The organism is Vibrio sp. Vb2880 (assembly GCF_033337975.1).
GTDB classification, from domain to species: Bacteria; Pseudomonadota; Gammaproteobacteria; order Enterobacterales; family Vibrionaceae; genus Vibrio; species Vibrio alginolyticus.
On record NZ_JAWORT010000003.1, the window covers coordinates 261,057 to 287,192 of the forward strand.

At 43.5% G+C, this 26,136-nt stretch carries 20 protein-coding genes and 1 pseudogene; 12 read left to right on the forward strand and 9 right to left on the reverse strand.

Annotation, left to right across the window (positions count from 1 at the left end; translation table 11 throughout):
• Positions 1-69 precede the first annotated feature (69 nt).
• Complete coding sequence (locus R7M92_RS05095; RefSeq protein WP_318132865.1) at positions 70-3,231, forward strand: chitinase C-terminal domain-containing protein; 3,162 nt, start codon at positions 70-72, stop codon at positions 3,229-3,231.
• A 97-nt stretch (positions 3,232-3,328) separates the two neighbouring features.
• Here the strand turns inward: R7M92_RS05095 and glgC are convergent, their stop codons facing one another.
• The 4 genes from glgC to R7M92_RS05115 all read right to left on the reverse strand — a co-directional run bounded on the left by glgC (position 3,329) and on the right by R7M92_RS05115 (position 9,077).
• Positions 3,329-4,546 carry a glucose-1-phosphate adenylyltransferase gene (gene glgC / locus R7M92_RS05100; protein WP_238967198.1) on the reverse strand — a complete coding sequence of 406 codons (1,218 nt, stop codon included), beginning with the start codon at positions 4,544-4,546 and terminating at the stop codon, positions 3,329-3,331.
• A gap of 537 nt (positions 4,547-5,083) precedes the next feature.
• Positions 5,084-6,832, reverse strand: a complete 1,749-nt coding sequence (locus tag R7M92_RS05105) for a formate--tetrahydrofolate ligase (protein ID WP_151515605.1) — start codon at positions 6,830-6,832, stop codon at positions 5,084-5,086.
• 236 nt (positions 6,833-7,068) lie between these two features.
• The gene (locus R7M92_RS05110; protein ID WP_005376376.1) at positions 7,069-8,373 is read right to left on the reverse strand and encodes an inosine/guanosine kinase; all 1,305 of its coding nucleotides are present in this window, start codon (positions 8,371-8,373) and stop codon (positions 7,069-7,071) included.
• Positions 8,374-8,606: 233 nt separating this feature from the next.
• Positions 8,607-9,077, reverse strand: coding sequence for a CreA family protein (locus R7M92_RS05115; protein WP_005397614.1), 471 nt, complete (start codon positions 9,075-9,077; stop codon positions 8,607-8,609).
• Positions 9,078-9,222: 145 nt separating this feature from the next.
• Here R7M92_RS05115 and R7M92_RS05120 point away from each other — a divergent pair, with 145 nt between their 5' ends.
• Both R7M92_RS05120 and R7M92_RS05125 read left to right on the forward strand, forming a co-directional pair.
• Positions 9,223-9,732: a flavodoxin gene (locus R7M92_RS05120; RefSeq protein ID WP_318132868.1), complete on the forward strand. Its 510-nt coding sequence runs from the start codon at positions 9,223-9,225 to the stop codon at positions 9,730-9,732.
• A 195-nt stretch (positions 9,733-9,927) separates the two neighbouring features.
• On the forward strand, positions 9,928-10,596 hold the full coding sequence (locus R7M92_RS05125; RefSeq protein ID WP_025767794.1) for an HAD-IA family hydrolase: 669 nt from the start codon (positions 9,928-9,930) through the stop codon (positions 10,594-10,596).
• A gap of 430 nt (positions 10,597-11,026) precedes the next feature.
• Here R7M92_RS05125 and R7M92_RS05130 read toward each other — a convergent pair whose 3' ends face one another.
• Positions 11,027-12,457 (reverse strand): methyl-accepting chemotaxis protein, encoded by a 1,431-nt coding sequence (locus R7M92_RS05130; RefSeq protein WP_318132869.1) that lies wholly within the window; start codon positions 12,455-12,457, stop codon positions 11,027-11,029.
• A gap of 314 nt (positions 12,458-12,771) precedes the next feature.
• On the opposite strand from R7M92_RS05130, the gene R7M92_RS05135 reads away from it, so the two are divergent.
• The 3 genes from R7M92_RS05135 (at position 12,772) to R7M92_RS05145 (ending at position 14,956) form a co-directional block, all read left to right on the forward strand.
• Positions 12,772-12,945 (forward strand): hypothetical protein, encoded by a 174-nt coding sequence (locus R7M92_RS05135; RefSeq protein ID WP_213910708.1) that lies wholly within the window; start codon positions 12,772-12,774, stop codon positions 12,943-12,945.
• Positions 12,946-13,026: 81 nt separating this feature from the next.
• Complete coding sequence (locus R7M92_RS05140) at positions 13,027-13,629, forward strand: ACP phosphodiesterase (RefSeq protein ID WP_318132872.1); 603 nt, start codon at positions 13,027-13,029, stop codon at positions 13,627-13,629.
• A gap of 67 nt (positions 13,630-13,696) precedes the next feature.
• Positions 13,697-14,956, forward strand: coding sequence for a DEAD/DEAH box helicase (locus R7M92_RS05145; RefSeq protein ID WP_165439108.1), 1,260 nt, complete (start codon positions 13,697-13,699; stop codon positions 14,954-14,956).
• Positions 14,957-14,983: 27 nt separating this feature from the next.
• On the opposite strand, the pseudogene R7M92_RS05150 reads toward R7M92_RS05145, so the two are convergent.
• Positions 14,984-15,771, reverse strand: a pseudogene (locus R7M92_RS05150) (EAL domain-containing protein).
• 187 nt (positions 15,772-15,958) lie between these two features.
• Entirely contained in the window at positions 15,959-16,591 is a 633-nt protein-coding gene (locus R7M92_RS05155; protein WP_005376385.1) for a hypothetical protein, read from the reverse strand.
• A 183-nt stretch (positions 16,592-16,774) separates the two neighbouring features.
• Between R7M92_RS05155 and R7M92_RS05160 the strand changes: the two genes are divergently transcribed.
• The 3 genes from R7M92_RS05160 (at position 16,775) to R7M92_RS05170 (ending at position 18,297) form a co-directional block, all read left to right on the forward strand.
• On the forward strand, positions 16,775-17,017 hold the full coding sequence (locus tag R7M92_RS05160) for a DUF2164 domain-containing protein (RefSeq protein WP_042520836.1): 243 nt from the start codon (positions 16,775-16,777) through the stop codon (positions 17,015-17,017).
• A 174-nt stretch (positions 17,018-17,191) separates the two neighbouring features.
• Positions 17,192-17,731: a cytochrome b gene (locus R7M92_RS05165; RefSeq protein WP_005390157.1), complete on the forward strand. Its 540-nt coding sequence runs from the start codon at positions 17,192-17,194 to the stop codon at positions 17,729-17,731.
• Positions 17,728-18,297, forward strand: a complete 570-nt coding sequence (locus R7M92_RS05170) for a YceI family protein (protein WP_017634178.1) — start codon at positions 17,728-17,730, stop codon at positions 18,295-18,297. The genes R7M92_RS05165 and R7M92_RS05170 overlap by 4 nt, the downstream gene beginning before the upstream one ends.
• Before the next feature lie 137 nt (positions 18,298-18,434).
• On the opposite strand, the gene focA is transcribed toward R7M92_RS05170, so the two are convergent.
• Positions 18,435-19,886 (reverse strand): formate transporter FocA, encoded by a 1,452-nt coding sequence (focA, locus tag R7M92_RS05175; RefSeq protein ID WP_318132874.1) that lies wholly within the window; start codon positions 19,884-19,886, stop codon positions 18,435-18,437.
• Positions 19,887-20,187: 301 nt separating this feature from the next.
• Here focA and R7M92_RS05180 point away from each other — a divergent pair, with 301 nt between their 5' ends.
• Both R7M92_RS05180 and R7M92_RS05185 read left to right on the forward strand, forming a co-directional pair.
• Positions 20,188-21,093 (forward strand): LysR substrate-binding domain-containing protein, encoded by a 906-nt coding sequence (locus tag R7M92_RS05180; RefSeq protein ID WP_005376369.1) that lies wholly within the window; start codon positions 20,188-20,190, stop codon positions 21,091-21,093.
• Between the two features lie 227 nt (positions 21,094-21,320).
• On the forward strand, positions 21,321-21,803 hold the full coding sequence (locus R7M92_RS05185; protein WP_318132876.1) for a DUF1097 domain-containing protein: 483 nt from the start codon (positions 21,321-21,323) through the stop codon (positions 21,801-21,803).
• A gap of 153 nt (positions 21,804-21,956) precedes the next feature.
• Here the strand turns inward: R7M92_RS05185 and R7M92_RS05190 are convergent, their stop codons facing one another.
• Positions 21,957-23,591 carry an ATP-dependent endonuclease gene (locus R7M92_RS05190; protein ID WP_132936453.1) on the reverse strand — a complete coding sequence of 545 codons (1,635 nt, stop codon included), beginning with the start codon at positions 23,589-23,591 and terminating at the stop codon, positions 21,957-21,959.
• 268 nt (positions 23,592-23,859) lie between these two features.
• Here R7M92_RS05190 and R7M92_RS05195 point away from each other — a divergent pair, with 268 nt between their 5' ends.
• On the forward strand, positions 23,860-25,602 hold the full coding sequence (locus tag R7M92_RS05195) for a bifunctional metallophosphatase/5'-nucleotidase (RefSeq protein ID WP_115386643.1): 1,743 nt from the start codon (positions 23,860-23,862) through the stop codon (positions 25,600-25,602).
• Positions 25,603-26,136: the final 534 nt, after the last annotated feature.

The following is a 26,136-nucleotide window of genomic DNA, read 5'->3' on the forward strand; positions in this document are numbered from 1 at the left end:
TAAAAGTATAGATGCGCTTCGTTTAGCGCATTTAGTATTGTTTTAACAATAACTTAAGGAAGAGCGATTATGCACCTTAAAAACGGCAACGCAGTGAAAAACGTGTTCACACTAAGCACACTCACCGCTTCTTGTCTTATGGCCTTCAATAGCTACGCAGCAGTTGACTGTGCCCCTCTAGAAACTTGGCAATCATCAAAAGTTTATAACGGTGGCGACCAAGTTCAGCATGAAGGTAATGCTTATAAAGCGCGTTACTGGACGCAAAACAACAATCCAGCGCAATCTGGTGAGTGGGGCGAGTGGGAAACACTTGGCGCTTGTGATGGCACTGGACCGGTTGATCCACCTCAGAATGAAGTCCCGACGGTTACTCTGACATCGCCTTCTGCGTCGGCTTCTGTGACTGCGGGTGATGTTGTTAACCTAGCTGCAGATGCGGCAGATACTGATGGGACTGTTAGCAAAGTAGAGTTCTTTGTTGATGGTGTATTAGTTGGTCAGGCAACGTCTGCGCCGTATGCTGCATCGTGGACAGCAACTGAAGGACAGCACGAGTTCTCTACCAAGGCCTATGACGATGCAGGTGCCGTTAGTACGGCAAGTGTTGTGACGTTAACTGTGGCATCAGCTCAACCTGGTAATGAAGCGCCGACAGTGGATGTCGTGCTTTCTGCGAACTCTATTGACCTGGGTGGTTCCGTAACACTGACTGCAAATGCTACGGATGCGGATGGTACCGTTGCTAAAGTTGATTTTTATGTTGCAGGTGTGCTTGCTGGCACTGCTACAACAGCGCCATACACGCTGGATGTAACCCCTTCACAAGCTGGCTCATTAAGTGTTTATGCGAGAGCAACCGATGATGCTGGAGCAACAGCAGATTCTGCAATTGCGACGTTAACAGTAAACGGCGGCGCAGTGACATCTAGTTGTCGTCCTGATGGTCTTTATCAAACAACGGGTGTAGATGTTCCTTACTGTTCTATTTATGACGAAGAAGGCCGTGAGAAAATGGGGGCTGATCACCCACGTCGTGTAATCGGCTACTTCACCAGTTGGCGATCAGGTGACGACCCACAATCGACTTACCTTGTTAAAGACATTCCTTGGGAACAACTTACTCACATTAACTACGCGTTTGTGAGCATTGGTTCTGACGGCAAAGTAAACGTTGGCGACGTAAATGATCCTAACAACCCTGCTACAGGTAAAACTTGGCCAGGCGTTGAGGTAGATCCCGCTCTTGGTTTTAAAGGTCATTTTGGTGCACTAGCAACTTACAAGCAAAAACATGATGTTAAAACGCTAATCTCGATTGGTGGTTGGGCTGAAACGGGCGGTCACTTCGATACGAACGGCGATCGTGTAGCTGATGGTGGCTTCTACACCATGACGACGAATGCGGACGGTTCTATTAATCATGCTGGTATTGAGAAGTTCGCAACTTCAGCCGTTGAAATGATGCGTCAGTACAAGTTCGATGGTCTGGATATCGACTATGAATACCCGACGTCAATGGCTGGTGCTGGTAACCCTTACGACAAAGACTTCATGGAACCACGTCGTCAGTATTTATGGGCGTCTTACCAAGAGCTGATGAAAGTATTGCGTGAGAAACTTGATGCGGCATCCGCGCAAGATGGTATTCATTATATGCTGACTATCGCAGCACCATCTTCAGGTTACTTGCTACGTGGGATGGAAACCTTCGATGTAACTAAGTACCTAGACTACGTAAACATCATGTCTTACGACTTGCATGGGGCTTGGAATGATCACGTTGGTCATAACGCGGCTTTATTCGATACAGGTAAAGACTCTGAGTTAGCGCAGTGGAACGTATACGGCACTGCTGCATACGGTGGTATCGGTTACTTGAACACAGACTGGGCTTACCATTACTTCCGTGGTTCTATGCCAGCAGGTCGTATCAACATTGGTGTTCCTTACTACACCCGTGGTTGGCAAGGTGTTACTGGTGGCGAAAATGGCCTATGGGGCCGAGCGGCACTACCAAACCAAGCAGAGTGCCAACCGGGCACAGGTGAAGGTGAGAAGAACAACTGTGGTCACGGCGCTATTGGTATCGACAACATGTGGCATGATACCGACCCTAAAGGAAACGAAATGGGCGCTGGTTCTAACCCAATGTGGCATGCTAAGAACCTAGAAAACGGTATTTGGGGCTCTTACGCAGCTGCTTACGGTCTCGACCCAGTCAACGATCCTTCAGATAAGTTTGTTGGTACTTATACTCGTCATTACGATAGCGTTGCTGTGGCACCTTGGTTGTGGAACGCAGAGAAGAGCGTATTCCTATCTACGGAAGATAAAGCTTCTATCGAGGTGAAAGCCGATTACGTTATCGATAAAGAGATCGGCGGTATCATGTTCTGGGAACTAGCAGGTGACTACAACTGTTACGTACTGGATGCAAATGGTAATCGTACGGCAGTAGATGCAACTGAACAAGCTTGTGCGGCGGGTAATGGTGAATACCACATGGGTAACACTATGACCAAAGCTATCTACGACAAGTTTAAGTCTGCGACGCCTTACGGTAACAAAGTAGCGACTGGTCCAACACCAACTGAAGCAGTAGACATTACTGTTAGTGTTGGCGGCTTCAAAGTTGGCGACCAAAACTATCCAATTAACCCGAAAATCACGTTTACGAACAACACTGGTCAAGCGATCCCTGGCGGTACTGAATTCCAATTCGATATCCCAGTATCTGCGCCGGACAACGCGAAAGACCAATCAGGTGGTGGTTTGAAAGTGATTGCTTCTGGACATACTCGAGCAAACAACATTGGTGGCTTAGATGGCGTAATGCACCGTGTGTCGTTCTCTCTACCAGCATGGAAAGACTTGCCAGCGGGCGGCACTTACGAGCTTGATATGGTTTACTACCTACCAATCTCTGGTCCTGCTAACTACTCAGTGATTTCTGGTGGTAAAGAGTTTGCGTTCAAGTTTGAACAGCCAGATCTACCAATTGGTGATCTCAATGCGGGCACGGGTGGTGGTACCACTGAACCAGGTACGTGTGATACGACAGGTTTAGTGACATACCCAGCTCTGCCACAAACGGATTGGGCAGGTAATCCAAGCCACGCTAACCAAGGTGATAAGATCATCCACAACGGTGTGGTTTACCAAGCGAACTGGTGGACAGCGGCTGAACCGGGTACAGATGGTAGCTGGTCGACGGTATGTAACATCTAATTATTATGGATTATTTGTTATAGCCTAATGTTTACAGGCACTTAAACAAAAGCGCACGATGATTATCGTGCGCTTTTTTGTTGTGATAGTTTGTCGTTTAATCAAATTGGTAACTTTCGGGTATGACGACAATACCTTTGTCTGAGATTTTAAATCGCTTCGCATCTTCAAGTTTGTTGATGCCAATTTGAGTATGTGGCGGAATACGAACATGTTTATCAACTATGCAGTTGACCAACTGACTTCCTTCACCAACTTCTACATCATCAAAAATGATGGAATCGACTACCGTTGCACTATCTTGAATGCGTACATTAGAGGAAATAATGGAGTGCTGTACCGAGCCTCCGGAATTGATGACACCGGTAGCAATGATGGAGTTAATAAAAATGCCTTCATTACCCGTGGCCGACGATACAGTACGAGCTGGTGGAAACTGCGGCTCGTAAGTACGAATCGCCCAATTGGACTGATAAAGGTTCATTGGCGGCACAGGTTCTAGTAGATCCATATTCGCTTCATAGAAGGAATCAATGGTACCCACGTCGCGCCAATAGCAATCTTTATCGACGCGCCCTTTACTGCCACAGAATTGATAAGCGTAAACGGATTCGGTATCAATCAGCTTAGGTATGATGTCTTTTCCGAAGTCATGGCTTGATGAATCGAGTTTTGAGTCTTCTTCAAGCGCTTCTTTCAAAACATTCATATCAAAGATATATATTCCCATAGAAACAAGGCTTCTGGTCGCGCTTCCAGGAAGGGTAGGTGGGGTTTCAGGTTTCTCTATAAACGAAGTAACGAGCCCGTTTTCTGCGGTGCCCATTACACCGAATGCTGAAGCATCCTCTACGGGAACATCCATACAGGCAACAGTGAGCTTAGCACCTTTCTCTTTATGCTCTTCAAGCATTGCGGCGTAGTCCATTCGATAGATATGATCGCCGGATAACACAACCACATACTTTGCATCATTTCGCGATAGCAACCACATGTTGTGATAAATCGCATCGGCGGTTCCTTCATACCATGCACCACCCTTGCGCATTTGTGGTGGAACAGCAGTAATGTACTCGCCTAGCTCTGGATTGAATATCGACCAGCCGTCTCGTAAGTGTTTTTGAAGTGAATGAGATTTATATTGGGTTAAAACAAGGATCTTGCGTAAACCCGAATGTAAACAATTGGTTAGTGTGAAATCTATAATTCTATATTTTCCGCCAAAAGGTACGGCTGGCTTGGTTCTGTCATCGGTGAGTGGGCTGAGTCTAGACCCCATCCCTCCTGCTAAAATTACGGCGAGTGCGTCTTCCATAGTATTCCCTTTCCCTTTTCTGACATGCATCAAAACGGTGCTAACCTGAAGGAGGTGGTATGCAACGCAGAGGTTTTGAAAAGCATGTGCTAATGTGCTTATTAGTGAAAAGTCTACTACAAGAATCGCGCCATAGAATATCTCCTTAAAAATCAAGGAGGTTAAAATTTCACTGTAAGACAACTGCACCATATTAGTGAAGCGCTAAATAGCCCGTGCATCAAATTGGCGCAAAATTGTAGAAAGGAGAGGTCAACAAGTATGGATTTACAATGTAAAGTGGCGACAAAACAAGAAGATAAATAGGGTTTTCTAGTTTAATAACTATGGCTAAACAAGGCTTAGGGTTAGCGTCTTAACTCTAAAGGTCTAAAACAGGCGCGTTGATGTAAGGCAAGAGAGCTTGTATCAACAATTCAAGAGTAGAAGGCCTGAGACAACTCTTTTCACAGTTGTTGAGAGTGAGTGGATAGGTAAGTAGACCACTCACTCAATGAATATGTTCACTATCACTGATAGCGATACGTTATCACTGCACTAAGAGAGACCGACGATATTTCCTTCATCATCAAGATCTAAATTCATAAATGCGGGTTTATCAGGTAAGCCTGGCATCGTCATCACGGTTCCAGATAATGCATAAATGAATCCTGCGCCCGCACACAAGCGCAGCTCGCGGATTGGGACGGTAAAACCAGTTGGTGCGCCTTTGACTGCGGAGTCCGTGGTTATAGATAGTGGTGTCTTCGCGATGCAAACCGCTAAGTTGTTAAAGCCTAATTGCTCAAAATGTTTGAGCTGTTCAGTCGCGATAGGAGTCATTTCTATATTGGTTGCTCCATAGCCCGCTTCACATACTGCCATGAGCTTTTCGAGTAATGATTGCTCTTTGTTGTATAACGGACAAAACTCTACAGGCGTGGTACACGCATCAATAACATGTTGAGCTAGTTCCGTTGCGCCTTGTCCGCCTTGCGAAAAAGCGGTGCTGATGGCTACTTTAACTTCGGGATTAAATTGGTGAATCAGATCTTCAAGAGCTTTAAGCTCTTTCACACAATCTTGTGGAAACTGGTTAATGGCAACGACAGCAGGTAAACCGTATTTATGAACGTTATTTATGTGCCATTTTAAATTTTCAAACCCAGCCTCCAATGCTGCTTGGTCCGGATTAAAAATGGAATCTGGAATAGCCATACCTGGTCGTAAATCGTAGTGTCCGGAATTCGCTTTGAGGCCGCGTAATGTTGCTACGATCACTACACAGTCCGGGGCTTTGTTGGCGGCAGCAGCTTTAATGTTACACGCTTTCTCAAATCCCATATCCGAACCAAAACCGGCTTCAGTTACCGTGTAACCTGACAGTTTGAGCGCAATATCGTCCGCGATAATGGATGAATTTCCATGGGCGATGTTTGCAAATGGACCTGCATGGATCAACGTAGGAACACCTTCTAGAGTTTGCATCAGTGTTGGTGCAATCGCCTCTTTTAGTGTTACTGCCATTGCTCCTGCAACTTGTAGATCTTCCGTAGTGACGGGGTTTCCGTTCAAATCGTACGCTACGACAATTTTCCCAATACGTTGACGTAAATCTTTTAAATCTTTGGCTAGTGCAATGATAGCCATTAACTCGGAAGCGGCTGAAATATCGAACCCTTCGTCACGCTCGAAACCATTGATGGTTTTTCCTGCATCATTGAGGCCAATTTTGACTTTACGTAGTGCACGATCATTATGGTCCATCACTCGTTTCCAAGTAATACTTGCCGTGTCGATTTTAAGTGCTCTTAACCCGGTGCGTGATTCAAAGGCATCATAACCCTCGCGTTGCTCATGGAACAAGCGAGCGTCAAGAGCGGCTGAAGCAAGGTTGTGCGCCGCTGTCACTGCGTGAATGTCACCAGTAAGGTGTAAGTTTAACTCTTCCATTGGAGCTACTTGAGAATAACCACCGCCCGCTGCGCCACCTTTAATACCGAAGACGGGGCCCATCGAAGGTTGCCTTATACATGCAATAACAGATTGATTAAGCTTTGCTAAACCTTGCGCCAGTCCTATCGTCGTAACGGTTTTTCCTTCGCCAAGAGGAGTCGGCGTGATCGCAGTGACGAGTACAAGTTTACCGTCATCATTTGCTTTGAGTCGTTCCAAACATTTTGGGTGGACTTTGGCTTTGTGCTTCCCGTGAGTGTCATACTCTTCGGGCAATAGTCCTACTTTTTCCGCGATAACATCAATAGAAGAAAGTGGTGTGTTTCGGCAAATTTCGATATCTGACTGCATGGAGAATCCCCAAAGTGGCACACAAGTAGCGTTGAAAAACTACCTGAGTTATAACGAGTATTATTGTGAGGCAAAGCTCTGCTTGGTGATGGTACTGTTTCGGTTAGGCTTGTAAAGAGTTTACTGCTTCGTATTGTGCGACATACTAACGAAATCTACTCGTTATAGTGCTAGATAAAAACAAAAAGGCCACCAAATGGTGACCTTGATATATTTTTAGCTTTAAAGCTGTCGTTTTAACGATCCCAATAAGTCTCTTCTAAGCTATCTTCTCGTTCAGGAAGCGCTCGCGATAGGCGAGGAGAGTGCTGCGTCAACACTTCATAGCTTACTCGGTTTGCGTATTTACAGATCTGAGAAAGCGAGGAGTAGGTTAAGCATCGTACTTCGTGCTTTTCTGAGTTAGGCACTTCTTTTTGGTGGAAAGAGTTTGCTGCCATGTCATGCAGTAAGGCTGAAAGGGCTGCATCACCTGCACCGTTAGTGTTCTTAATCTCTAGTGGTCCACCAAGGTAAGGGCCGATGTGAGAGTAGACCTTCATTGGGTTTTGACAGTCTTCTTTACGCATCGCACGACTAAACTCGTACTGGTTAAAGGCTTCGAGGGAGCTTTCAAGGATGTCGTGTGTGGTTTCTCGTTTTACTTTCTCGTCGGTGTAACCAGCCATATACAGACCATTTGGTCCTGCTGTACAAAGTACGAGATCAACCCATTCAAGTGCTTTATCAGCAGCTGCTAGCGGCTCTGTTTCACCTGTTAGCGCCGCACCTTCTTCTTCATTCATAGCGACAACAGAAATGTTTTCGCGAATGTATTCTTGCCACCACTGTGCGTTACCTTCGATAACGTACTTTGTCCCTAGCGTAAGTACAACAGGGACATCGTGCTTCTTAGCAAAGTCGATCGCTCTTTGTACCGCTTTAGGCATTGGATCTTCTTCTTTACCACGCATTAGGTAAGAAGAAACAACCAGGGCTGATGCTTTCTCAAAGATCTCTTCAGGAATGCTTTCCGGAAGTAGTTGATTCATATGACCTTCGTTGATAGCAAATGTACGCTCACCGTCTTGAGAAATTAGGGTGTAGCAGCGACCAATAGGGCCATCTACCGTTTGTAAATGGTTAAGGTTCATGCGTGAAGACGTACGGCAAAGGTAGCGGTAAGCAAAAGAACCGACTTGAATGTTCTTAGACATCACACCGAGCAAAACGGATTTGCTATCGGCTAAAACCGAGTAGTTGTGAAGAGTATTGCCAATCGTGTCACCTGGGTATTGGTGTGTGATCAGGCCTTGCTCAACCAGTTCTTCGTAAAGTGCATCTGCTTTGCTTTCTTCAAGAACGAGCGAATGTCCTTTACTCAGGTTGTATTTCTCTAAAAACGCGTCATCTACACGTGCTTCGATATCTACAATGGTTTGACCGACACCAACAATAGTTGGGCGATATAGCTTAGGTGCCTGTCGGATTTGGTTTACTAATGGATCTCGAGCGTGAGTTGGGAAGTAGTGTTTAGATTTACGCTGACCAGGAAACTTCATGCTTGTTCTTGAGTGAGAAAAAAAAGAGGCGGGATTGTATCACAAAAAAATGAAAATCGTGGTGATTTATTACAAAGAAGTCTGCTCGCTGAAAAAATCAGCGAGCTGAGTAAATAGCAACCAAAGCAGCTGCAATTTATGGCGCTTGTCGTATTGCAATGGGTTGTTTTTTAAACTTGTTGCTCAGCAGCGCCCGGAAAGAGCCTGCTCCGCGCTAACTAAATTTACCCGCGTTACTTTTTCACTTCAGTTGGCTCAACGTAAGCCTTGGTACCCCAAAGTGGGACTGTCGAAAGGCTATGCTTAAAACTACCATCGGTCTCTTTTGTTGTATAAGACAAGTAGAGTAAGGTTTGGTTATCGGCATCATAAATACGGCGAACCTTCATTGTTTTGAAGAAAATGCTTTTTGACTTCTTAAATACAATTTCACCGGACTTACTCTTATCTATTTTTGCAATCATTTCCGGTGTGATTTCGCCAGTCTGACGACATGATATTGAGCTATCACTTGGATCTGCTAAGCTGAAATCCGCTTCGATAGAGGCGATGTGACATGTGACACCTGTTACCACCTCGTCTTTCAACTCACCGACTTTGATGTCTTTCAAAGTAAACCAACCGAGCCCCACGTCAGCAACATCGTTATCTGAACAACCAACTAGAGTAGTAGCAAGCAATGCACTTAACAGCATCTTTTTCATTATTTTTGTCCTTAACTAGGAAAGATATTGATGAAATCTATCAGAGGTTTGCACCTAAAACAAAATTTAGCCACGGAAAGGTCTATGTGCGCTAGGTTTGTTGCGGGCTTCATGCTAATGTACTGCTCTAAACGAAGGTATCAAGATGAATGAACAACAGTTAGCCAGTATCGAGCGTAAAAATACATGGCTGTATGATCTGGTCGAAGTTGAATTTCCGACACCAGAGAGTTTGAAAGGGCGCGATGTCTATTTCAAAACGCTAGAAAAAGCAACGTATCAAGTAGTCGACAAAGACACACTACTGGAAAGTGACTCTGAATTTAACCCCGACGATATTTTTCTGGTCGATTTTCATCGACTGACCATTATGTTCTCTATCTTGCAATCTCAGCGCTGGGAACAGCAGTATGATAAAGATATGATCATTGAATATCTGACACAGATTATCCTCACGCCAGATTTTGAATTATATGTTGGTTTTAAATCTGGAGTCCCAATTGGTGCTGCTATTGTTAGCCATCTCGAAGGAAATACACTCATCTCTGATGTTGCTGTTTCTGAATCAAAATACAAAAGCTCGTTTGTGGCTGATCTGGCTAAAAGACTAAGCACCGAGCAAAAACTGTTAGGCTCAGTGGTTATCGAAAACTAACTTACACATCAATGTGCATAAAAAGTAAAGCAAGATGACGTTGGGTGATCTTGCTTAGAAAAACTGTAATTGCTCCCTTCTATTTCCATGAAATGCCAAGCTCGTCGTTTCAACAATCCCAAACTCAAATAAGATTAATCCAAACATTCTTAAAATCAGCTTGGGCTTGAGCCTTTAAGACGTCTGGAGATGGCTATGGCAATTACCAATATTAAGTGCGTGATATTTGACTGTGATGGTACGTTGGTCGACAGCGAAAGGCTGTGTTGCCAAGCGCTCGTCAATGTATTTAACCAGCATGGGGCTGAGTTAACGATGGAAGAGTGCGTTTCTCACTTTAAAGGAGGAAAGCTCGCTGACATCCTTTTAGATACTAAAGAATTGAAAGATATCAAAGTTCCAATTGATGTTTTAGAGCCGCAATACCGAGAAGAAGTCCAGTCTCTTTTTGTGCGTCACTTACAGCCAATGGATGGCGCAAAACGACTAATTCAGTTTTTGGATTCGCATAATATCGAATATTGTGTGGCGTCTAATGGACCTAAAGATAAAATTGAATACGCTTTGGAGTTAACCGGTTTACTCGATGCTTTCCGAGGGAAAGTGTTCTCGGCATTCGATGCGAATAGTTGGAAGCCTGAGCCCGATTTAATCATGTACAGTGCTATGAGCATGGGCTTTTTACCAAGTGACTGTCTTTATATTGATGACACGCCTAAAGGAGTTGAGGCGGGACTAAACGCCGGTATCAAAACGATACAGTTATTTAATGGTGAAGCTATCAATCGTGTTGATGACGAGCGTGTAATTCGCATTCATCATTTAGATGAATTAAAAGAGCAGCTGTGTGGCTGCTCTGTTTGACCTACTAATGGCAAACCGGACTCAAGCTGTGGATGTGCTTAAGTTTAGACTGTAGGTAAGGCGTTTGATGTAGACATTGGATAGATGAGAAGTTTTTTGTATGAAATCCGCAAGCAGCGCATGTGAATTTCTCGCCATCCGATGAAATGAGATATTCATCTCCTTGGCAGAGTGGGCAATTCAGGTTCTCTATGTCTTTTGTGTCTTTGTAATTATTCATATTGTTTTCCAGCAGCAAATTGGAATTGGCAAGATCAAGCATAGCGGAACGCTTTGTTTAAGAACATTATTTCATCCGGTACAGCGAGAACTTGAGATTCACTTCAAATATCCACTTGGATGTCGTAGAAAATATCGAAGGTAATAGTTGAACACGGTTTAAAGAAAAGGGCTCCCTAAGGAGCCCTTGTTGATCATAAGTTCCACAACGTTATGCGGTGCGGTAGCGTTGTAATATCTCACCAAGAGAAACGGAGGCTTGCGTGAGATTAGCGACGCCAGCGGTAGATTGCTCCGCCACTTCTCTGATTGTGCTTGATTGACTACGAATTTCTGAAAGTTCCGATGCAATATCGTTAGCAACTGCGCTTTGTTCTTCAGCAGATGTGGAAATCTGAATGCTCATGTCCATTAATGAGCGTGCTGACTCGGCAATAGAGGTAACATCATGGCCGATTTCATCAATAAGCTGGCTGCTGGTTTGAGCTTGCTGAACGGTTCGGTTGGTGATTGAAGCAATGTTCTGGCTCTCAATTTGAAGCTTCTCAATCATGGCTTGGATCTCTACTGTTGCCTGTTGAGTTCTGCTTGCTAATGTACGTACTTCATCGGCAACCACTGCAAATCCACGACCTTGTTCACCAGCACGGGCTGCTTCGATTGCTGCGTTTAGTGCCAACAGATTAGTTTGTTCTGAAATGGCGTTAATCGTTGTGATCACGTCATTAATCTGCGTCGTATTCTCGTTTAAATTGGTTACTGACGTAGAGGCTTGTTCAATATAGCTAGATAACGTCTCTATCTCGCCAATCACGTTTTGTACACGGCTTCTGCTTAGTTCGATCTTCTGGGCATCTTGGTCTGACTGCGTCGTTGCTTGTTGAGAAATACTTGATACCTCCTTTGCAGAGGCTGTCATTTCTTCCATTGCTGTCGCGACTGAATCAAGCGTTTGATATTGATGAGATATCTGGGTTTCACTCAACTGCATATCTTTTTCGAATGCAGAAGATGTCTCGCTCAACATCGTTGCATTATTTTTAACACTATTAACCAGTTCACTTAAGGTATCCATAGACTTGTCTAGCGCACAGCCGATGGTACCGAATTCATCTCGACCTGGATGGAAACCAAGACGAGAGGTTAAGTCACCGTCACCAATTTTTTCGGTTGTTGTATATAAAACCCACAGAGCTCCTCCGATAAACGTTGCCACCCAGTAAGAGAATAGGGCAAAAGGAATAACCCATAAGAAGCTGAGTAATAGTGACGATAGGGCTGATGATTTTAACGATTCGTATTGTGTGGACACATTTTGAGTCAGCTTAATCACTTCTCCAGAATGCAACTTGGCATAAGCGGTCACAGCCCCATCGACAAAAGAACTCTCGCTTACGCGGTTCGATTTCGATACGCCGTCAATTTCTGTAGCGCGGTTTGATTGAGCATCAACGATACCAGAAAGCTTCGCTTCGCTCGCCGAGATGGCTTGCTGCTCAAATTGTTGTATTTCATTGAAGTAGCGGCTTCCAGCCACTGAAGTGAGGGCTACTAAAAATAGTAGGAACATAACCCACATTTTGTCGTTGATAGACATCTTGATAAACAGCCTGTCTATCGTTCTAAACTCAACTTCTCTCATTTAAAGCTCCATTAGAGATAAAAGATATTGACCAAATCTATTGCTATATCGAAACAAAATATGCGAAGTTAATCAGCAAAATATGTAACGAATACTAAATTTAGTTTAAGAAATGAGATCTAAGGACGCCTATAACAGTATGTTATATCTTTAAATTGACATGAATGTTGATAAAAGAGTCATTTCTCTAAAGTGTTAAGTGGATATGAAACCTAATTGCAATCGTTTACTTTTGATTATGCTCATAGGTTTTTAAATCTTTACTTCTCGCTGTCATGAATGTGTCATATAAAGACTATAAAAAGGAGTTGCTGATGTGGATATGGCAAGAGCCAGGCCGTCAGCAAGTAAAAGCAAGAGAGCTTAAAATAAAGGAGGTCACAATGAGCGACCAATACCAAAACGATGAGAGCCTAGAGCTGCTAGATGCGCTTGAAATTGGCATTATCTTGTCGGAATACGTTGGCCCAGACAACGAAGCCGAATAGCGGAACACTCTCATCTCGTCGTAATTGACGTTATACTAGGTTCATGTCACACCAAGCCCTAGAGGCCAAAACTGGCGTCGAATGAACTTTCTAGCCCACCTGCATATCGCAGATCACAGTAACAGCCATTTATTGGGAAACTTGCTTGGAGACTTCGTAAAAGGAGATCCAAGCAAGCTGTATGATCGCGATATCTCAAATGGCATCAGATTACATAGATTTGTTGACCGTATTACTGACCATCATCCAATCGTCAACGAATGTAAGCCTCATTTCACTGGTGTTGCGCGACGTTTTGCACCTATCGCTTTGGATATGTTTTGGGATCATTGCCTCGCAAAACACTGGAACGACTTTCATTCCGTGCCTCTCGAACACTTTGTACAAACGGCATACGAGAGAGTAAACCGAGAGGTTCATGAACATTTGCCGTCACGTTTTTTGGTGCTCCACAGTAGGATGTGGCATGGCCGATGGCTTCAATCCTATCAAGATCTAGACAATATAGAATTTGCACTACATCGGATGTCGCAAAGAAGTCCTAGAATGGCAGACTTAATTACAACATTTAAAGTGATTGAAAGTGATTACACCGAATTAGAAGAGAAGTTCTCGTCACTTTATCGAGATGTTTTGCGCCAGTCGTATGATTTTCAGCAACAGCTTAATGCCTCAACTCAATGAGATAGAAAAGTAGTATGGCTTTAGGGGCTCTGGTAAACTCTGCGCTCCAAAAATAATGAGGTTACACATGTCTGTTAATTTTGCTGATTTAGGCATCGAACAAAAGCTAATCGAGACGCTAGGCAATCTAAATATCGTGACGCCAACACCAGTGCAAGAAAAGTCAATTCCACACGTCCTTGCAGGAAAAAACTTACTTGCTGCTGCACAAACTGGTACGGGAAAAACGGCTGCGTTTGGTTTACCTATCATACAAACCGTTCAGCAAAAGAAACTTAACGGCACACCTCAAGCATTGATTTTGGTTCCAACACGCGAGCTTGCACAGCAGGTATTTGATAATTTGAATCAGTACTCGGCAGAAACAGAACTTCGCATCGTGTGTGTTTATGGTGGTACAAGCATTGGCGTACAAAAGAGAAAGTTAGAAGAGGGCGCTGATATTTTGATTGCCACGCCAGGCCGCCTTTTGGATCACCTGTTTAATGGTAACGTAAACATCTCTAAAACCGATATGCTCGTGTTAGACGAAGCCGACCGTATGTTAGATATGGGATTTTGGCCTGACTTGCAGCGCATCTTCCGACGTTTGCCTGCTGAGAAACAGATCCTATTGTTCTCTGCGACATTTGAGAAGCGAATCAAAACTATTGCGTATAAACTCATGGAATCGCCAGTTGAAGTCGAAGTTTCACCAGCAAATACGACTGCTGAAACGGTAACACAAATGGTTTATCCAGTGGATAAAAAACGGAAACGTGAATTGCTAGCGTACTTAATTGGCTCGCGGAATTGGCAGCAAGTGCTTGTATTTACAAAAACGAAGCAAGGCAGTGATGAGTTAGCGAAAGAGCTCAAGTTAGATGGCATCAAAGCGGTTTCTATCAACGGTGATAAATCACAAGGTGCCCGCCAAAGAGCTTTGGATGAATTTAAACAAGGTAAGGTACGTGCTTTGATTGCAACCGATGTGGCAGCACGAGGGTTAGACATTCAAGAGCTAGAACAAGTCGTGAACTTTGATATGCCATTCAAAGCAGAAGATTATGTCCATCGAATTGGCCGCACTGGAAGAGCAGGAAAGTCAGGTTTGGCGGTTTCTCTGATGAGTAGAGATGAGGAGTACTTGTTGCAAGCTATCGAGAACCTGCTTGATCAACGCTTACCCCAAGAATGGCTGGCAGGTTTCGAACCAAGTCTTGTAGAAGAAGTTGAGCCTGAACAAAATGGGGGTGGGCGTCGTCGTAGTCGTTCATCTGAGAAGCGTAAGCTAAAAGCAAAATTGGCGATTCATAAGAATCGTGGTAAATCACGTAGCTCTCGCTAAACCGCGCAAACTTTTGTTCTTACATAGTCAGGCTGTTTTTGCCTCTTCATAGACGTCTAACGTCTGGGGGATAGCAAGTAGGTACCCTTGATACATATCGAAACCGAGCTTTTTCATTAAGCGAAGTTGATGTTCGGTTTCAATTCCTTCGATAACGGTTTAGAGCATAACGCTTTTGCGAGTGATAATGCATCGTTAAGCGCTTTAAAATCACCGTTTTCATACCTTAGCAATAAAGAGCGATCCATCTTGATTATATCTGGGCAAACGCTTCTCACTCGCTCAGTTGTCGATGCATTGACGCCATAATCGTCAATCGCTAATTTAAATCCTTCAAGACTTAACTCCCGAGCAGCTTGAGACAAAGAGAGTTCATCCTCCACCTTCAATTCAAGTAACTCCATGACGATTTGTTCATTCATCAAATGCGATTCATAAATGGTTTGTTTTAGCAGTCGGTTATAAGTGATGTCTTTAACTAGTATCTCTGCCGCTACCGGTAATACATTGAGAAACAATTGTTTTGTGTGAAAGCGAGACTGAGAGAAATTTTTGATATGGATTAGGCGACTTAAGCGTTCAACGTTGAGCAAATCTTGAGTGGGAGTCGCTTTGGATTGGAAAAACTGATCTGGTCTAACCATGGTGCCATTGGCATTGCTAATTCTTACCAGTGCTTCAAGGCCAACGATGGAAATATCGTTCTTATATATGGGTTGAAAGACACTGCGGAGAGTGAAGTTCGCGTATTTCGCAATATACTGCCCGTCGGCTTGTTTCCGGATGCAACTAAGTAGTTGCGAGATGCTCATCATTGTTACCACAACCTAAATCAATGTCTCAACATCAGCGTTATCGCGCTAATTTTTCTATTTCATTGGCAAGGAATCTAAGTGTGCTCATTAACTCAAGCAAGAACGATGGTAATGGATGGGTAGTTTTGTCGAGTGATATCAAACAAATTGATGAAATAATTGATAATCTCAGCACTTCAATTTGATGCTACCATTGCAGTACGGCATACAACTGCAAATATTTTCTGACTAACTGCTGTTTGTTCGAACGCCGTAAAGGATGCCCAAACTTAATGTAACAAGGGCTAATACCGAATCGAGTGTCCAACGATTGCGTGAGTTGCGACTCGCTGGTGTACAGTGTGATTCCTTGTTCTGTGTATTCGTTGATCTGATCGGGTAGTTCCCCCATCCACCAATGAAGCAATTCTCGGCTCGTTTTGCTGCGACTTATCCAATGATCGCAAACCAAAAAGAGTAGGTCATTAGGCTGTAAGGCATAGCCATATTCACTCTGCCATTCGGTAATTGATGAGAGTAAGTTTTCCCGGCAAGATTTTCCGGCACTGACCATATGGTGACTCAGAACCCAGACAGTGCCAATGTCGGATGAAATTCGATAGTGATGGGGAAGGTCTGGAGAATCCAACACTTCGATTGGCTTTATCACGCAGTTGTATCCAAAGTGACGAAAAGTATGTTCCATCCTTCTTGAAAACGCGAGACCAAGATGATGCTCACTCATGCCTTGGTTATGCACCGCAGGGTAATGTTTTTCACACAGCTTAAGACAGTCGTCTTGAAAATCATTAACACTTTGAATAACTAGGTCGAGTAGCAAAGAATATCCCTTAATAATTACAAAACGAACTGCAAAAGGTTAGCATAGTCTTTTGAGAATAGACTAATTTACTTCGGCAACTTCTTGATCTAAACACCAAATTTCTCACAAATGACCGTGTCTAATCTTTAATAGAGCAACACGAAAGAAGCAGAAGTTGAACAAAAATTTGAAAGGGAAAAAATGATAAAGCTAGAACGCGCACAAAAAGAGGCGTTGGCCACCGCCATTCAAGATTACATGCAAGACGAGCTAGATGTTGAAATTGGCCAGTTCGATAGTGAGTTTCTAATTGATTTTATTACAGAAAAACTAGGACCAATTTATTATAACAAGGGTGTTGAAGATGCTAAGTTACTGGTTGAACGCAGAATGTTAGAAGTTTCCGAAGAGCTGTATGAGATAGAACAAGAAATTAAGCTGTAAGTTTCAGTTTTACAAACGATTTAAAGTTCCTTCAAAAAATTCGAACAACTTGATAGATACGGCACCATTGGCTGGATGTAAATGATGGTAAATAATCTGTTTCATATGACGTAAATAGGTTAATGTAGTCTTTCTTGCTCAGCATTAACTTAGGAATATATCTAGGAACTTGAGATGGATACACTGGTAAAGAATTACAACCTTACTGCACGCGTGATGCATTGGTTATCAGCGCTGTGCATTATTGGTCTATTTGCAGTGGGTTTGTGGATGGTCGACCTTAGCTATTACAGCGAATGGTATCGAACTGCGCCGCATTACCATCGCTCTGTCGGTATTTTACTCGCTATTTTAACTTTGGCACGCATCGTATGGAAACATGTGACGGCGTCACCAAAGGTAGAAGGCAAACGTTACGAAGTGCTTGCTGCTAAAGCAGCGCATGGTGTCATGTACCTACTATTGGTCACCATCTTTGTTTCAGGTTACCTCATTTCAACGTCTGATGGACGCGGCATCGAAGTGTTTAATTGGTTCACCGTGCCAGGAGCGGGAGAGTTATTCCCAGGCCAATCAGATATTGCAGGTGAGATTCACTTCTATGCAGCTTGGGCAGTCATCCTGATTGCAGGTTTACATGCTATTGCTGCACTAAAACACCACTTTATCGATAAAGACAACACATTAAGAAAAATGTTAGGAGCTTCAAAATGAAAAAGTCACTTTTCGCTACAGGATTAGCTATCGCTATGGCACTGCCATTTGGTGCGCAAGCTGCAGATTATGTCATCGATACCAAAGGTGCTCACGCTTCAATCAACTTTAAAGTTAGCCACTTGGGTTACAGTTTCATCAAAGGTCGTTTCAATACATTTTCTGGTGACTTTTCTTTTGATGAAAACAACATTGCTGACTCAAAAGTAAATGTTGTTGTTGATACAACCAGCCTAGATTCAAACCATGCTGAACGTGACAAACACATTCGTAGTGGTGACTTCATCGATGCTGGTAAATACAGTGAAGCAACCTTTACGAGCACAAAAGTGGTTGATAAAGGCAATGGCAAACTAGATGTAACTGGTGATCTAACGCTACACGGTGTTACTAAGCCTATTACTATTGAGGCTGAATTCGTTGGTGCTGGCAGTGACCCATGGGGCGGCGAGCGCGCTGGCTTTGTTGGCAACACTCGCCTAGAGCTTGCTGACTTTGACATCCCAGTAATGGGTGCTTCAAGCTACGTCGATATGGAACTTCATATCGAAGGTATTAAGAAGTAATTAGTTCCTTTTAGATACACTAAAAGCGCTCTTCACTTGAAGAGCGCTTTTTTATTATCTTAATCACATCACTAACATCGATAAACCCGTCAGTGATAGCGATTGAAAGCCAATAGACGTTGTAAATGTTTAGCGAATTACGCTGTTTCTAACTCGCTTTTTTCCACTAGGTTTAAACGCTCACCAAAAATCGGGCGTAGTGCTTTTAATACTTCAGTACGAGTAACCACCCCGACCATCTGCCCATTTTCAAGCACAGGAAGCACTTGTGGCTTACTTACTTTGATACTTTTAGCGCGTTCTTCGAGAGACAAAGACGTCAAGCGAGTGGCAATACCCATACTGCTCGCTGGGTACAACTGCTCTTTATCGATACATAGGAATTCCACAACATCAACGAGGCGATCACCAGCGTCAATTGCAACCACATCTCGGCTCATGATGTCTACGACTTTTTGGTCTTTCACCGGAATGTAGTCCTCACACCATAGTTCTACCATCACATCGTGAGCAGAGAAGAAGCCAACTAATCGATTTTGTACGTCTACAACAGGTGCGCTAGTTACGTTGTTATCAAGTAACACATCCAGCGCGGCTGCAATTGGCGTTTCTGCACGAATGGTGACTGGTTTTTGGTTCATAATGTCTTTAACAAAAGAAGCATTTTTCATGGTGAAATCCTTAACTGACGACAGTGTTGTAGTTGTAGTGATAGAAGAAATATTCGCTGCTTTTAGTTCTGGTCGGCGAAAAATACACCAGTTTGAAAGGCCAACTAATACCGCTCCGCCGACGATGTTGCCAAGCGTGACAGGAATTAAGTTAGCGGTAATAAAGTGGCTAATGTTTAGGTCTGTGTATTGTGACGCGGGCACACCGACAGATACCCAAAAAGATTCAGGTGCAAAATTCGCGATAACAATACCAAGTGGAACCATAAACATGTTCGCAACACAGTGCTCAAAACCGCTGCTGACAAACATTGCCACAGGCAAAATTGTCATTGCTGCTTTTGTCATTGCATTTGCAGAACTAAATGTCAGCCAAATCGCTAGGCAGACCAACAGGTTACAGAGAATACCGAGTGCAAACGCTTGAATGAGAGTGTGGTGAAGTTTGTGTTGTGCGATGTTAAGCGCATTTAATCCCCATTGACCGCCATCCATCTGATAAAGACCAGCAGCAGTAACCAGCGCAAGTAGGAACATCGCACCAATAAAGTTACCAACGTAAACTTTGCCCCAGATCGAAAGCATCTTACCGAACGAGATTTGCTTATTGGCCCAAGAAATACTGGATAGGACGGAGCTGGTAAATAATTCACCACCGCAGATCACTATGAGGATCAATCCCATGCTAAATGCGAGTCCACCAGCTAGGCGGCTCAAGCCCCAACCAGCGCCCGTACTGCCGGTGGTCACCGTGATGTAAAACAAGAATGCTAACCCGATGAACGCGCCGGCCATAATGGCGAGGCTTAATGTCATACTGCTGGTTTTGTTTGCCTTACTTAACGCAAATTTTTCCGCTTCAACCATCATCTCTTTTGGAGAAAAATACTGGTGATTTTGAGAACTGGTCACCGCCATATTGACTCCTTAATTTGTAATCGCATAAAAAATCCTTGGTTATTAACTCAAAAATGAAATTGTTGTTTTTATTAAGAGCCTCAATGACTTCGGTTTCAAAACCATTGAGGCTTGCGGTGTTCCCGAACCGCGTACTCAGAATAGGGAGAACGGTTAGTAAGGTAAAATTGATAATATTTAGAAACCTCATCAAATTAATTGATAACTTTACGGGGCCAGGTAAAATGAACTCTATTGCTTATTGGGGCATGCTTTAACAATTGTGGGGATTGGGAAATACCCACTAATAATGGAGGACACTTTGCGCTACTCACTTAAGCAATTAGCGGTTTTTGACGCAGTTGCAGATACCGGCAGTGTAAGCCAAGCCGCAGAAAAATTGGCTTTGACACAATCAGCGACGAGTATGTCGCTTGCGCAATTAGAGAAGATGCTTGGCAGGCCGTTGTTTGAGAGGCAAGGCAAGCAAATGGCGTTAACCCATTGGGGGATGTGGTTACGACCAAAAGCAAAACGCTTGCTACAAGATGCATTGCAGATTGAAATGGGCTTCTATGAGCAACATTTATTGAGTGGTGAGATTCGTATGGGAGCGAGTCAAACCCCAGCAGAGCACTTAGTTCCCGACCTTATCAGTATCATTGATAATGACTTTCCAGAAATGCGTATTTCTCTCGGTGTACAAAGTACGAAAGGAGTGATTGATGGGGTATTAGATTACAAGTATGACTTAGGGATTATTGAAGGGCGCTGTGATGATAACCGTTTACACCAAGAAGTATGGTGTCGTGATCATCTTACTGTTGTCGCAGCTTCTCATCATCCTTTTGCGCGTAATCAGTCTGTTAGCCTTGCGCAGTTAGAGCAAGCGAAGTGGGTACTAAGAGAGCATGGCTCTGGCACACGAAAAACATTTGATAGTTCTATTCACCACCTTATTGAAGATTTGGATGTGTGGCGCGAGTACGAACACGTTCCGGTGTTACGTAGTTTAGTTGCTAATGGCCAGTACCTTACTTGCTTACCGTATTTAGATGTAGAGCGATATATAGAAGCAGGTCACCTTGTGGCATTAAATGTACCTGAGTTAAAAATGGAAAGGACACTTTCATTTATATGGCGTTCAGATATGGCAGAAAACCCATTAGTCGACTGCATTAAAAGAGAGGGACTGCGAATGATGAAAGGGAAGCCTTCAGTTCTTTAAAGGTTGATTAAATATGCCTACGAGATGAGTTGGTTTATTCCCTAAATCTGTTGATTTATCGGTTGCGTCAAACTTTTAATGTAAATTGTGAAAATAATAATATCTTATTGTGATCAATATCACCGATAAGCTGAGCTGATGTATCTAACATGTGTCCTTGATTTCAATGTATGAAGGCAGTTATTGAACCATATAGGTACGATAATAGCCGAGTAGGTATGACTACCATGACGACACTTTTAGCTATTTCTATCACTACTGGAATTTTATCTGGCGTATGGGGTTGGATCGCCATCTCTTTAGGTTTGCTTTCTTGGGCTGGTTTTTTAGGTTGCACGAGCTACTTTGCAGCGCCAACGAGCGGATTGAAAGGACTAGGCATCAGCTTAATCACCAATATGACAGGCGTATTCTGGGCAATGGTAATTATTCACGGTTCCACTTACGTGGGGTTGGAAATTATTGGCTATGTGATTACCGCTATTGTGGCATTCTTCATGTGTATTCAAGCTAAACAGGCTTGGCTCGCGTACATCCCTGGTACTTTTATTGGTTCATGCGCAACATTTGCGTCTGACGGAAACTGGCAACTTGTCATTCCATCGTTGTTGCTAGGTGGTGTGTTTGGCTATCTAATGAAAGCGACAGGGCTATGGTTGCATACGAAATCAACCGCTACTTCTTCTTCGCTTGCTGAGCAAGCACAGTAGTGAACCCCCGATCTTATTGGTATCCACTGTGTATTGAGTTTTATCCCTCTCAATACCCTTAATCAAAATTAATGATGTTTGATACAAGCACACCAAATTGGTGTGCTTTTTTTGTATTACAAGACAATACGCTGAGTGTAAAATACGTCTAACTCATGTATTGCCGTTGGCCATGGTAACAACGCGTTTAAGTGTCCAGCGCAGAAGAACAGGAATACACTCCATGCCTTTCTCTTCACAATGAGACACAATAGCCAAAGCTAAGTCCGGTTTTGCATGTTTTTTCAAAACACGATTTACGACTTTTTTAGCAGGGATAGGGTGGTCATGAGGAACTTTGATGATGTCCTTAAAGAAAAGTTCAAAACCATTGTTGTACAGAAAGTGCTCGATGTCTCGGTCGGGTAACTCCGTAAGTCGATGCCTTTCCTGATCATGGTCGAGCTGTGCTCGCACTGCATGCGCGTACTTTTTCCCTGCTGGGTCGCCATCGGTAACGACATGCCAATCAATACCAAACTCTTTTGCTACTTTGATGAGTGATTTTAGACCTGATTGAGCAAACTCAACGATTTGAACCCCTTCGGCAGCCAAGTCATACCCGCATTGACGAGCCAGTTCATGAAAAAGCCAAACTTCGGTTTCGCCCTCAACAAGTAACCAGCACCGCGCAAATAATGCTCCTGAACGATGAAAACGAATATGGAAACCAATTCGGCGCAACTCATCTCGACCAAACTTTGTTGAGTTTAAACTCTTAGCGATGGTTCTGTCTGATAGCCGAATTAAACGTCGAATTGAATACAGTGGAACAGAACCGAGTAACGTGCCACTGTTGGTGGTTAATATCTTTTGCATTGGCAACAATTGCAATAAGGACCACGCTCTCGCTAGATGAGTTGGATGCAGTCGACCTTCTGGATCTTCAATGATCAGTATTGGTCTCGCGCAGCGCCTTAAATCAGTGGGGCCCTTAGCTTGAAGATAGGCATTGAGTAACCCCATTAAAAGCAAGCGGCTTTGTTTGTCATTGGTTTCTTTCAAGAACTGACTCAAACCTTTATCAGAGGAAGGGCTTGTATAGAAAAGACCATCGCGAGGTTTGCGTAGGTTACCTTTACTGACACTTCTGAACGCAAAATAGTGCTCAACAAGCGTTTGCATTGAGTCGAGACTACTACGAATCTCACCTTTATTTACATGGCCAGGCATAGCCAATAAGCGTCGACAGGTATTGTTGATTCGTTTTTCAATCCGAGCATTTTTACCATCGCCGTTGACATGGTTTAAATCTGGGAAGCGTCGGGAGTCACGTAGTCGGATTACAGGATGAAGTGTCATTAACTCAATAGCGAGTTTCTCTGAGTGGTGAAGTTTTTTGGGTTTGCCGTTATGACCCAAAAACGCGTACTCTGTATTAATGCCGTGCTCATCGCGAGACGCACTAATACGATAGTAAATGACTTGCTCACCATCTTCGTTGGTGCACCATGTAGGCTTTATACGTCTGTAGCGTCCCGCTTTTACTTCGTTTTTATCCTGTGCTTTAAAACAAACAATGATCTGTAAGTGTTGTGTTTGTGGATGAGAAATTGAGTAGTCAACGTGAAAATCTTTCAGTTTGAATTGATACAATGAGCCATTGGCAGGTAATGCGATGGAAAGGGCATCGAGTAATGATGATTTGCCCCACGTGTTTTCACCGATAAGCGTGGTGAGTTCGTCAAAAGAGAGTGAAAGGCGTTTGATGCCTCTAAACCCGGAGATTTCGATGCGTTCTAGTCTCATCTCAATCCTCCTTGCAATTATTTGAATTATCGAGAGTTATTTTGCTACTCCTAAGCATATATGAATTCGAAATTTTTGAGTTAAGCTCAGTTCACAAAATTACGAGAGCCTCTTACTGAATAGAGACCGTTACAAGCGAGGCTTGCTTTCAAAGCCGGGGGACAGCATCGTGATCACTTAAACATGAAATCCTAAATCGCAGTTTCATAAAATTCATGATTCTGTCATGATTCACTTCTTATTATTATAAGGAATGAAAAAAGAGAAGATGAAGATGAATAACAATCATAAGCCAGTGAGAATCAAACTGGCACACATCAATGACACACATTCCTACTTTGAACCAACGTCATTACAGTTAAAGCTTAAGATAAACAATGAACTCACGCTAGAGCCTTATGTCAGTGCTGGCGGCTTTTCTCGTATCGCAACCCGAGTCGAGCAGTTAAGAGATGATGCTCAGCGCCAAGGTCACGGGATGTTGTTCCTCCATGCCGGAGATTGCTTCCAAGGCACGCTGTATTTCTCACTATTTAAAGGCAAAGCCAATGCCGACTTATTGAACGCATTAAAGATTGATGCAATGGCGTTAGGCAATCATGAATTAGATATGGGGAATGAGCCAGTTGCATTGTTTTGCCAACGTACTCAGTTCCCATTGCTTGCTGGCAACTGGGATTTATCCAATGAATCACTTAAAAAAACTCACCGTATCAGTGATTGCAAGGATGTATATAGTTACCAACCGGATACACAGAGCGCTCAATACATTGTTAAAGAATTCCATGGTGAGCGGGTCGCGATTTTCGGATTATCCATAGATAAAATGAGCGACATCGCAAACCCTGATGCAGACACGCCTTTTCACTCAGCAATTGAAACCGCCAAGGCGACCGTAAAACAAATCCATTCATCAGGTATAAAAAATATTATTCTTCTGAGCCACTTAGGTTATGAAGGTGATTTAGAGTTAGCTGAGAAAGTCGCAGGTATTGGTATAATTGTTGGTGGACACAGCCACCGGTTGCAAGGTGATTTTTCATCAATAGGGTTAGGACAAGACGATCCCTACGGTATCAAAATTAATGATACCTATGTGGTGCAAGCGGGTTTCCATGCTTTGACAATGGGGCACTGCGTCATTGAGTTTGATGAACACGGTAAAGCAACGATGTTGAGTGGACAAAATGAACTGTTGCTTGGTCGACGTATTTTTTGGGACTCGACGCTAAACCAACAGCTCGACCAAGGTGTATTCGAAACCGCGTGCGACTTCATCCATGGTCAACCGAATGTCGTGGTTTGTAAGAAACACCCGGAAACTCAAGCGATCCTGAGCGATAAGTATATTCCTCAGGTCAGGCAGTTACAGTCACAAGTCATTGCTAGTGTTGACACCAAAAAGCGTCATGTGAGAATTCCCGATGAATTTGGTGAGAGTGAGTTGGCTTCCTCCGTTGCCCGCTCATTTCTGCACTGTTTAAACAAACGTGGATATGACGTTCAATTTGCAATTCATAATGCGGGTGGCGTGCGAACCTCTTTGAACCCTGGCAACATCACAGTGGCAGACATTGCCGGACGACTGTTGCCTTTTGCCGTTCCTATCGGCTTTTACGATGTAAAAGGCAGCGCTATTCGCCGTGCACTTGAAGGCGCGATAAATAATGCACTCAACAATGGCGTAGAAGGCACTGGATCTGGCAGTTATCCGTACACTTACAATTTAAACTTCGAGTACCACGCAGATGCCCCAAAAGGTGAAAGAGTTCAATCATTAGTGATTTTTGATGGCAAACAATGGGTAGGTGTTCAAGATGATGTTTGGTATCGAGGGACTTCTTCTGCCTATACGATGAAAGGGAAAGAGGGGTATGACGCATTGCAGGAGATGAAAGGAGAAGGGCGTGTGACCAGTTTGTCCATGGCTGATTGTTTTATTGAACTCCTGACCGATGAGCCAAACTGTTTGAATCAAAGTCACAAACTTTACACAAAGCGACGTCGATAATAGATACTGGTATTGATTTTGCTGCTCTCCACTTACTACATGGGTTGATGAGGATGGCAGTATGTGGAATAAAGATTGGGCAGATACGGCAGTCGTGGTTGCCTGGATCGCAATTTGGTCAACACTGGTCTACTTTGTGCCTCTAAGCGGCTTTTGAATTGCTAAGAATGTGGATGTTACAAAAGGGAGCAGTAATGCTCCTTTTTTGTATCTATCTTCCCCGTTAGGGCTCTAACCAATGAAGAGTTTGTCTTGAGCCATTTGCTGCTTTTTGTCTGTTTACTAAAGTTCAGGTGGTTGAATCCATTTCTTTCTTTTTATAGTGCTTCCTGATTTTTGATAAGAATTTTATTTCGATAAGACAAGGCTTTTTTGTTGGAAAGCCTGACGCTCGGCGTTATTATGTCGGCGTTTGGGGAGTAGTTAGCGCAAGTTTACTTATCGTCATCTCGTTAAGCATCAGCTTATCCGGTAAGTAAAGGTGTTACGTGGTTCATTCACGTCAACACTTCAACGAGACCAACGCATTCATTG

Coding starts and splice junctions, on each gene's coding strand:
- R7M92_RS05110 (WP_005376376.1), bottom strand. CDS start 8,373: ATGAAGTTTCCTGGTCAGCGTAAATCTAAACACTACTTCCCAACTCAC.
- R7M92_RS05120 (WP_318132868.1), top strand. CDS start 9,223: ATGAATGAACAACAGTTAGCCAGTATCGAGCGTAAAAATACATGGCTG.
- R7M92_RS05105 (WP_151515605.1), bottom strand. CDS start 6,832: ATGCAGTCAGATATCGAAATTTGCCGAAACACACCACTTTCTTCTATT.
- R7M92_RS05130 (WP_318132869.1), bottom strand. CDS start 12,457: ATGAGAGAAGTTGAGTTTAGAACGATAGACAGGCTGTTTATCAAGATG.
- R7M92_RS05095 (WP_318132865.1), top strand. CDS start 70: ATGCACCTTAAAAACGGCAACGCAGTGAAAAACGTGTTCACACTAAGC.
- focA (WP_318132874.1), bottom strand. CDS start 19,886: ATGGCGGTGACCAGTTCTCAAAATCACCAGTATTTTTCTCCAAAAGAG.
- R7M92_RS05185 (WP_318132876.1), top strand. CDS start 21,321: ATGACGACACTTTTAGCTATTTCTATCACTACTGGAATTTTATCTGGC.
- R7M92_RS05140 (WP_318132872.1), top strand. CDS start 13,027: ATGAACTTTCTAGCCCACCTGCATATCGCAGATCACAGTAACAGCCAT.
- R7M92_RS05125 (WP_025767794.1), top strand. CDS start 9,928: ATGGCAATTACCAATATTAAGTGCGTGATATTTGACTGTGATGGTACG.
- R7M92_RS05170 (WP_017634178.1), top strand. CDS start 17,728: ATGAAAAAGTCACTTTTCGCTACAGGATTAGCTATCGCTATGGCACTG.
- R7M92_RS05165 (WP_005390157.1), top strand. CDS start 17,192: ATGGATACACTGGTAAAGAATTACAACCTTACTGCACGCGTGATGCAT.
- R7M92_RS05145 (WP_165439108.1), top strand. CDS start 13,697: ATGTCTGTTAATTTTGCTGATTTAGGCATCGAACAAAAGCTAATCGAG.
- R7M92_RS05160 (WP_042520836.1), top strand. CDS start 16,775: ATGATAAAGCTAGAACGCGCACAAAAAGAGGCGTTGGCCACCGCCATT.
- glgC (WP_238967198.1), bottom strand. CDS start 4,546: ATGGAAGACGCACTCGCCGTAATTTTAGCAGGAGGGATGGGGTCTAGA.
- R7M92_RS05190 (WP_132936453.1), bottom strand. CDS start 23,591: ATGAGACTAGAACGCATCGAAATCTCCGGGTTTAGAGGCATCAAACGC.
- R7M92_RS05135 (WP_213910708.1), top strand. CDS start 12,772: ATGTGGATATGGCAAGAGCCAGGCCGTCAGCAAGTAAAAGCAAGAGAG.
- R7M92_RS05195 (WP_115386643.1), top strand. CDS start 23,860: ATGAAGATGAATAACAATCATAAGCCAGTGAGAATCAAACTGGCACAC.
- R7M92_RS05115 (WP_005397614.1), bottom strand. CDS start 9,077: ATGAAAAAGATGCTGTTAAGTGCATTGCTTGCTACTACTCTAGTTGGT.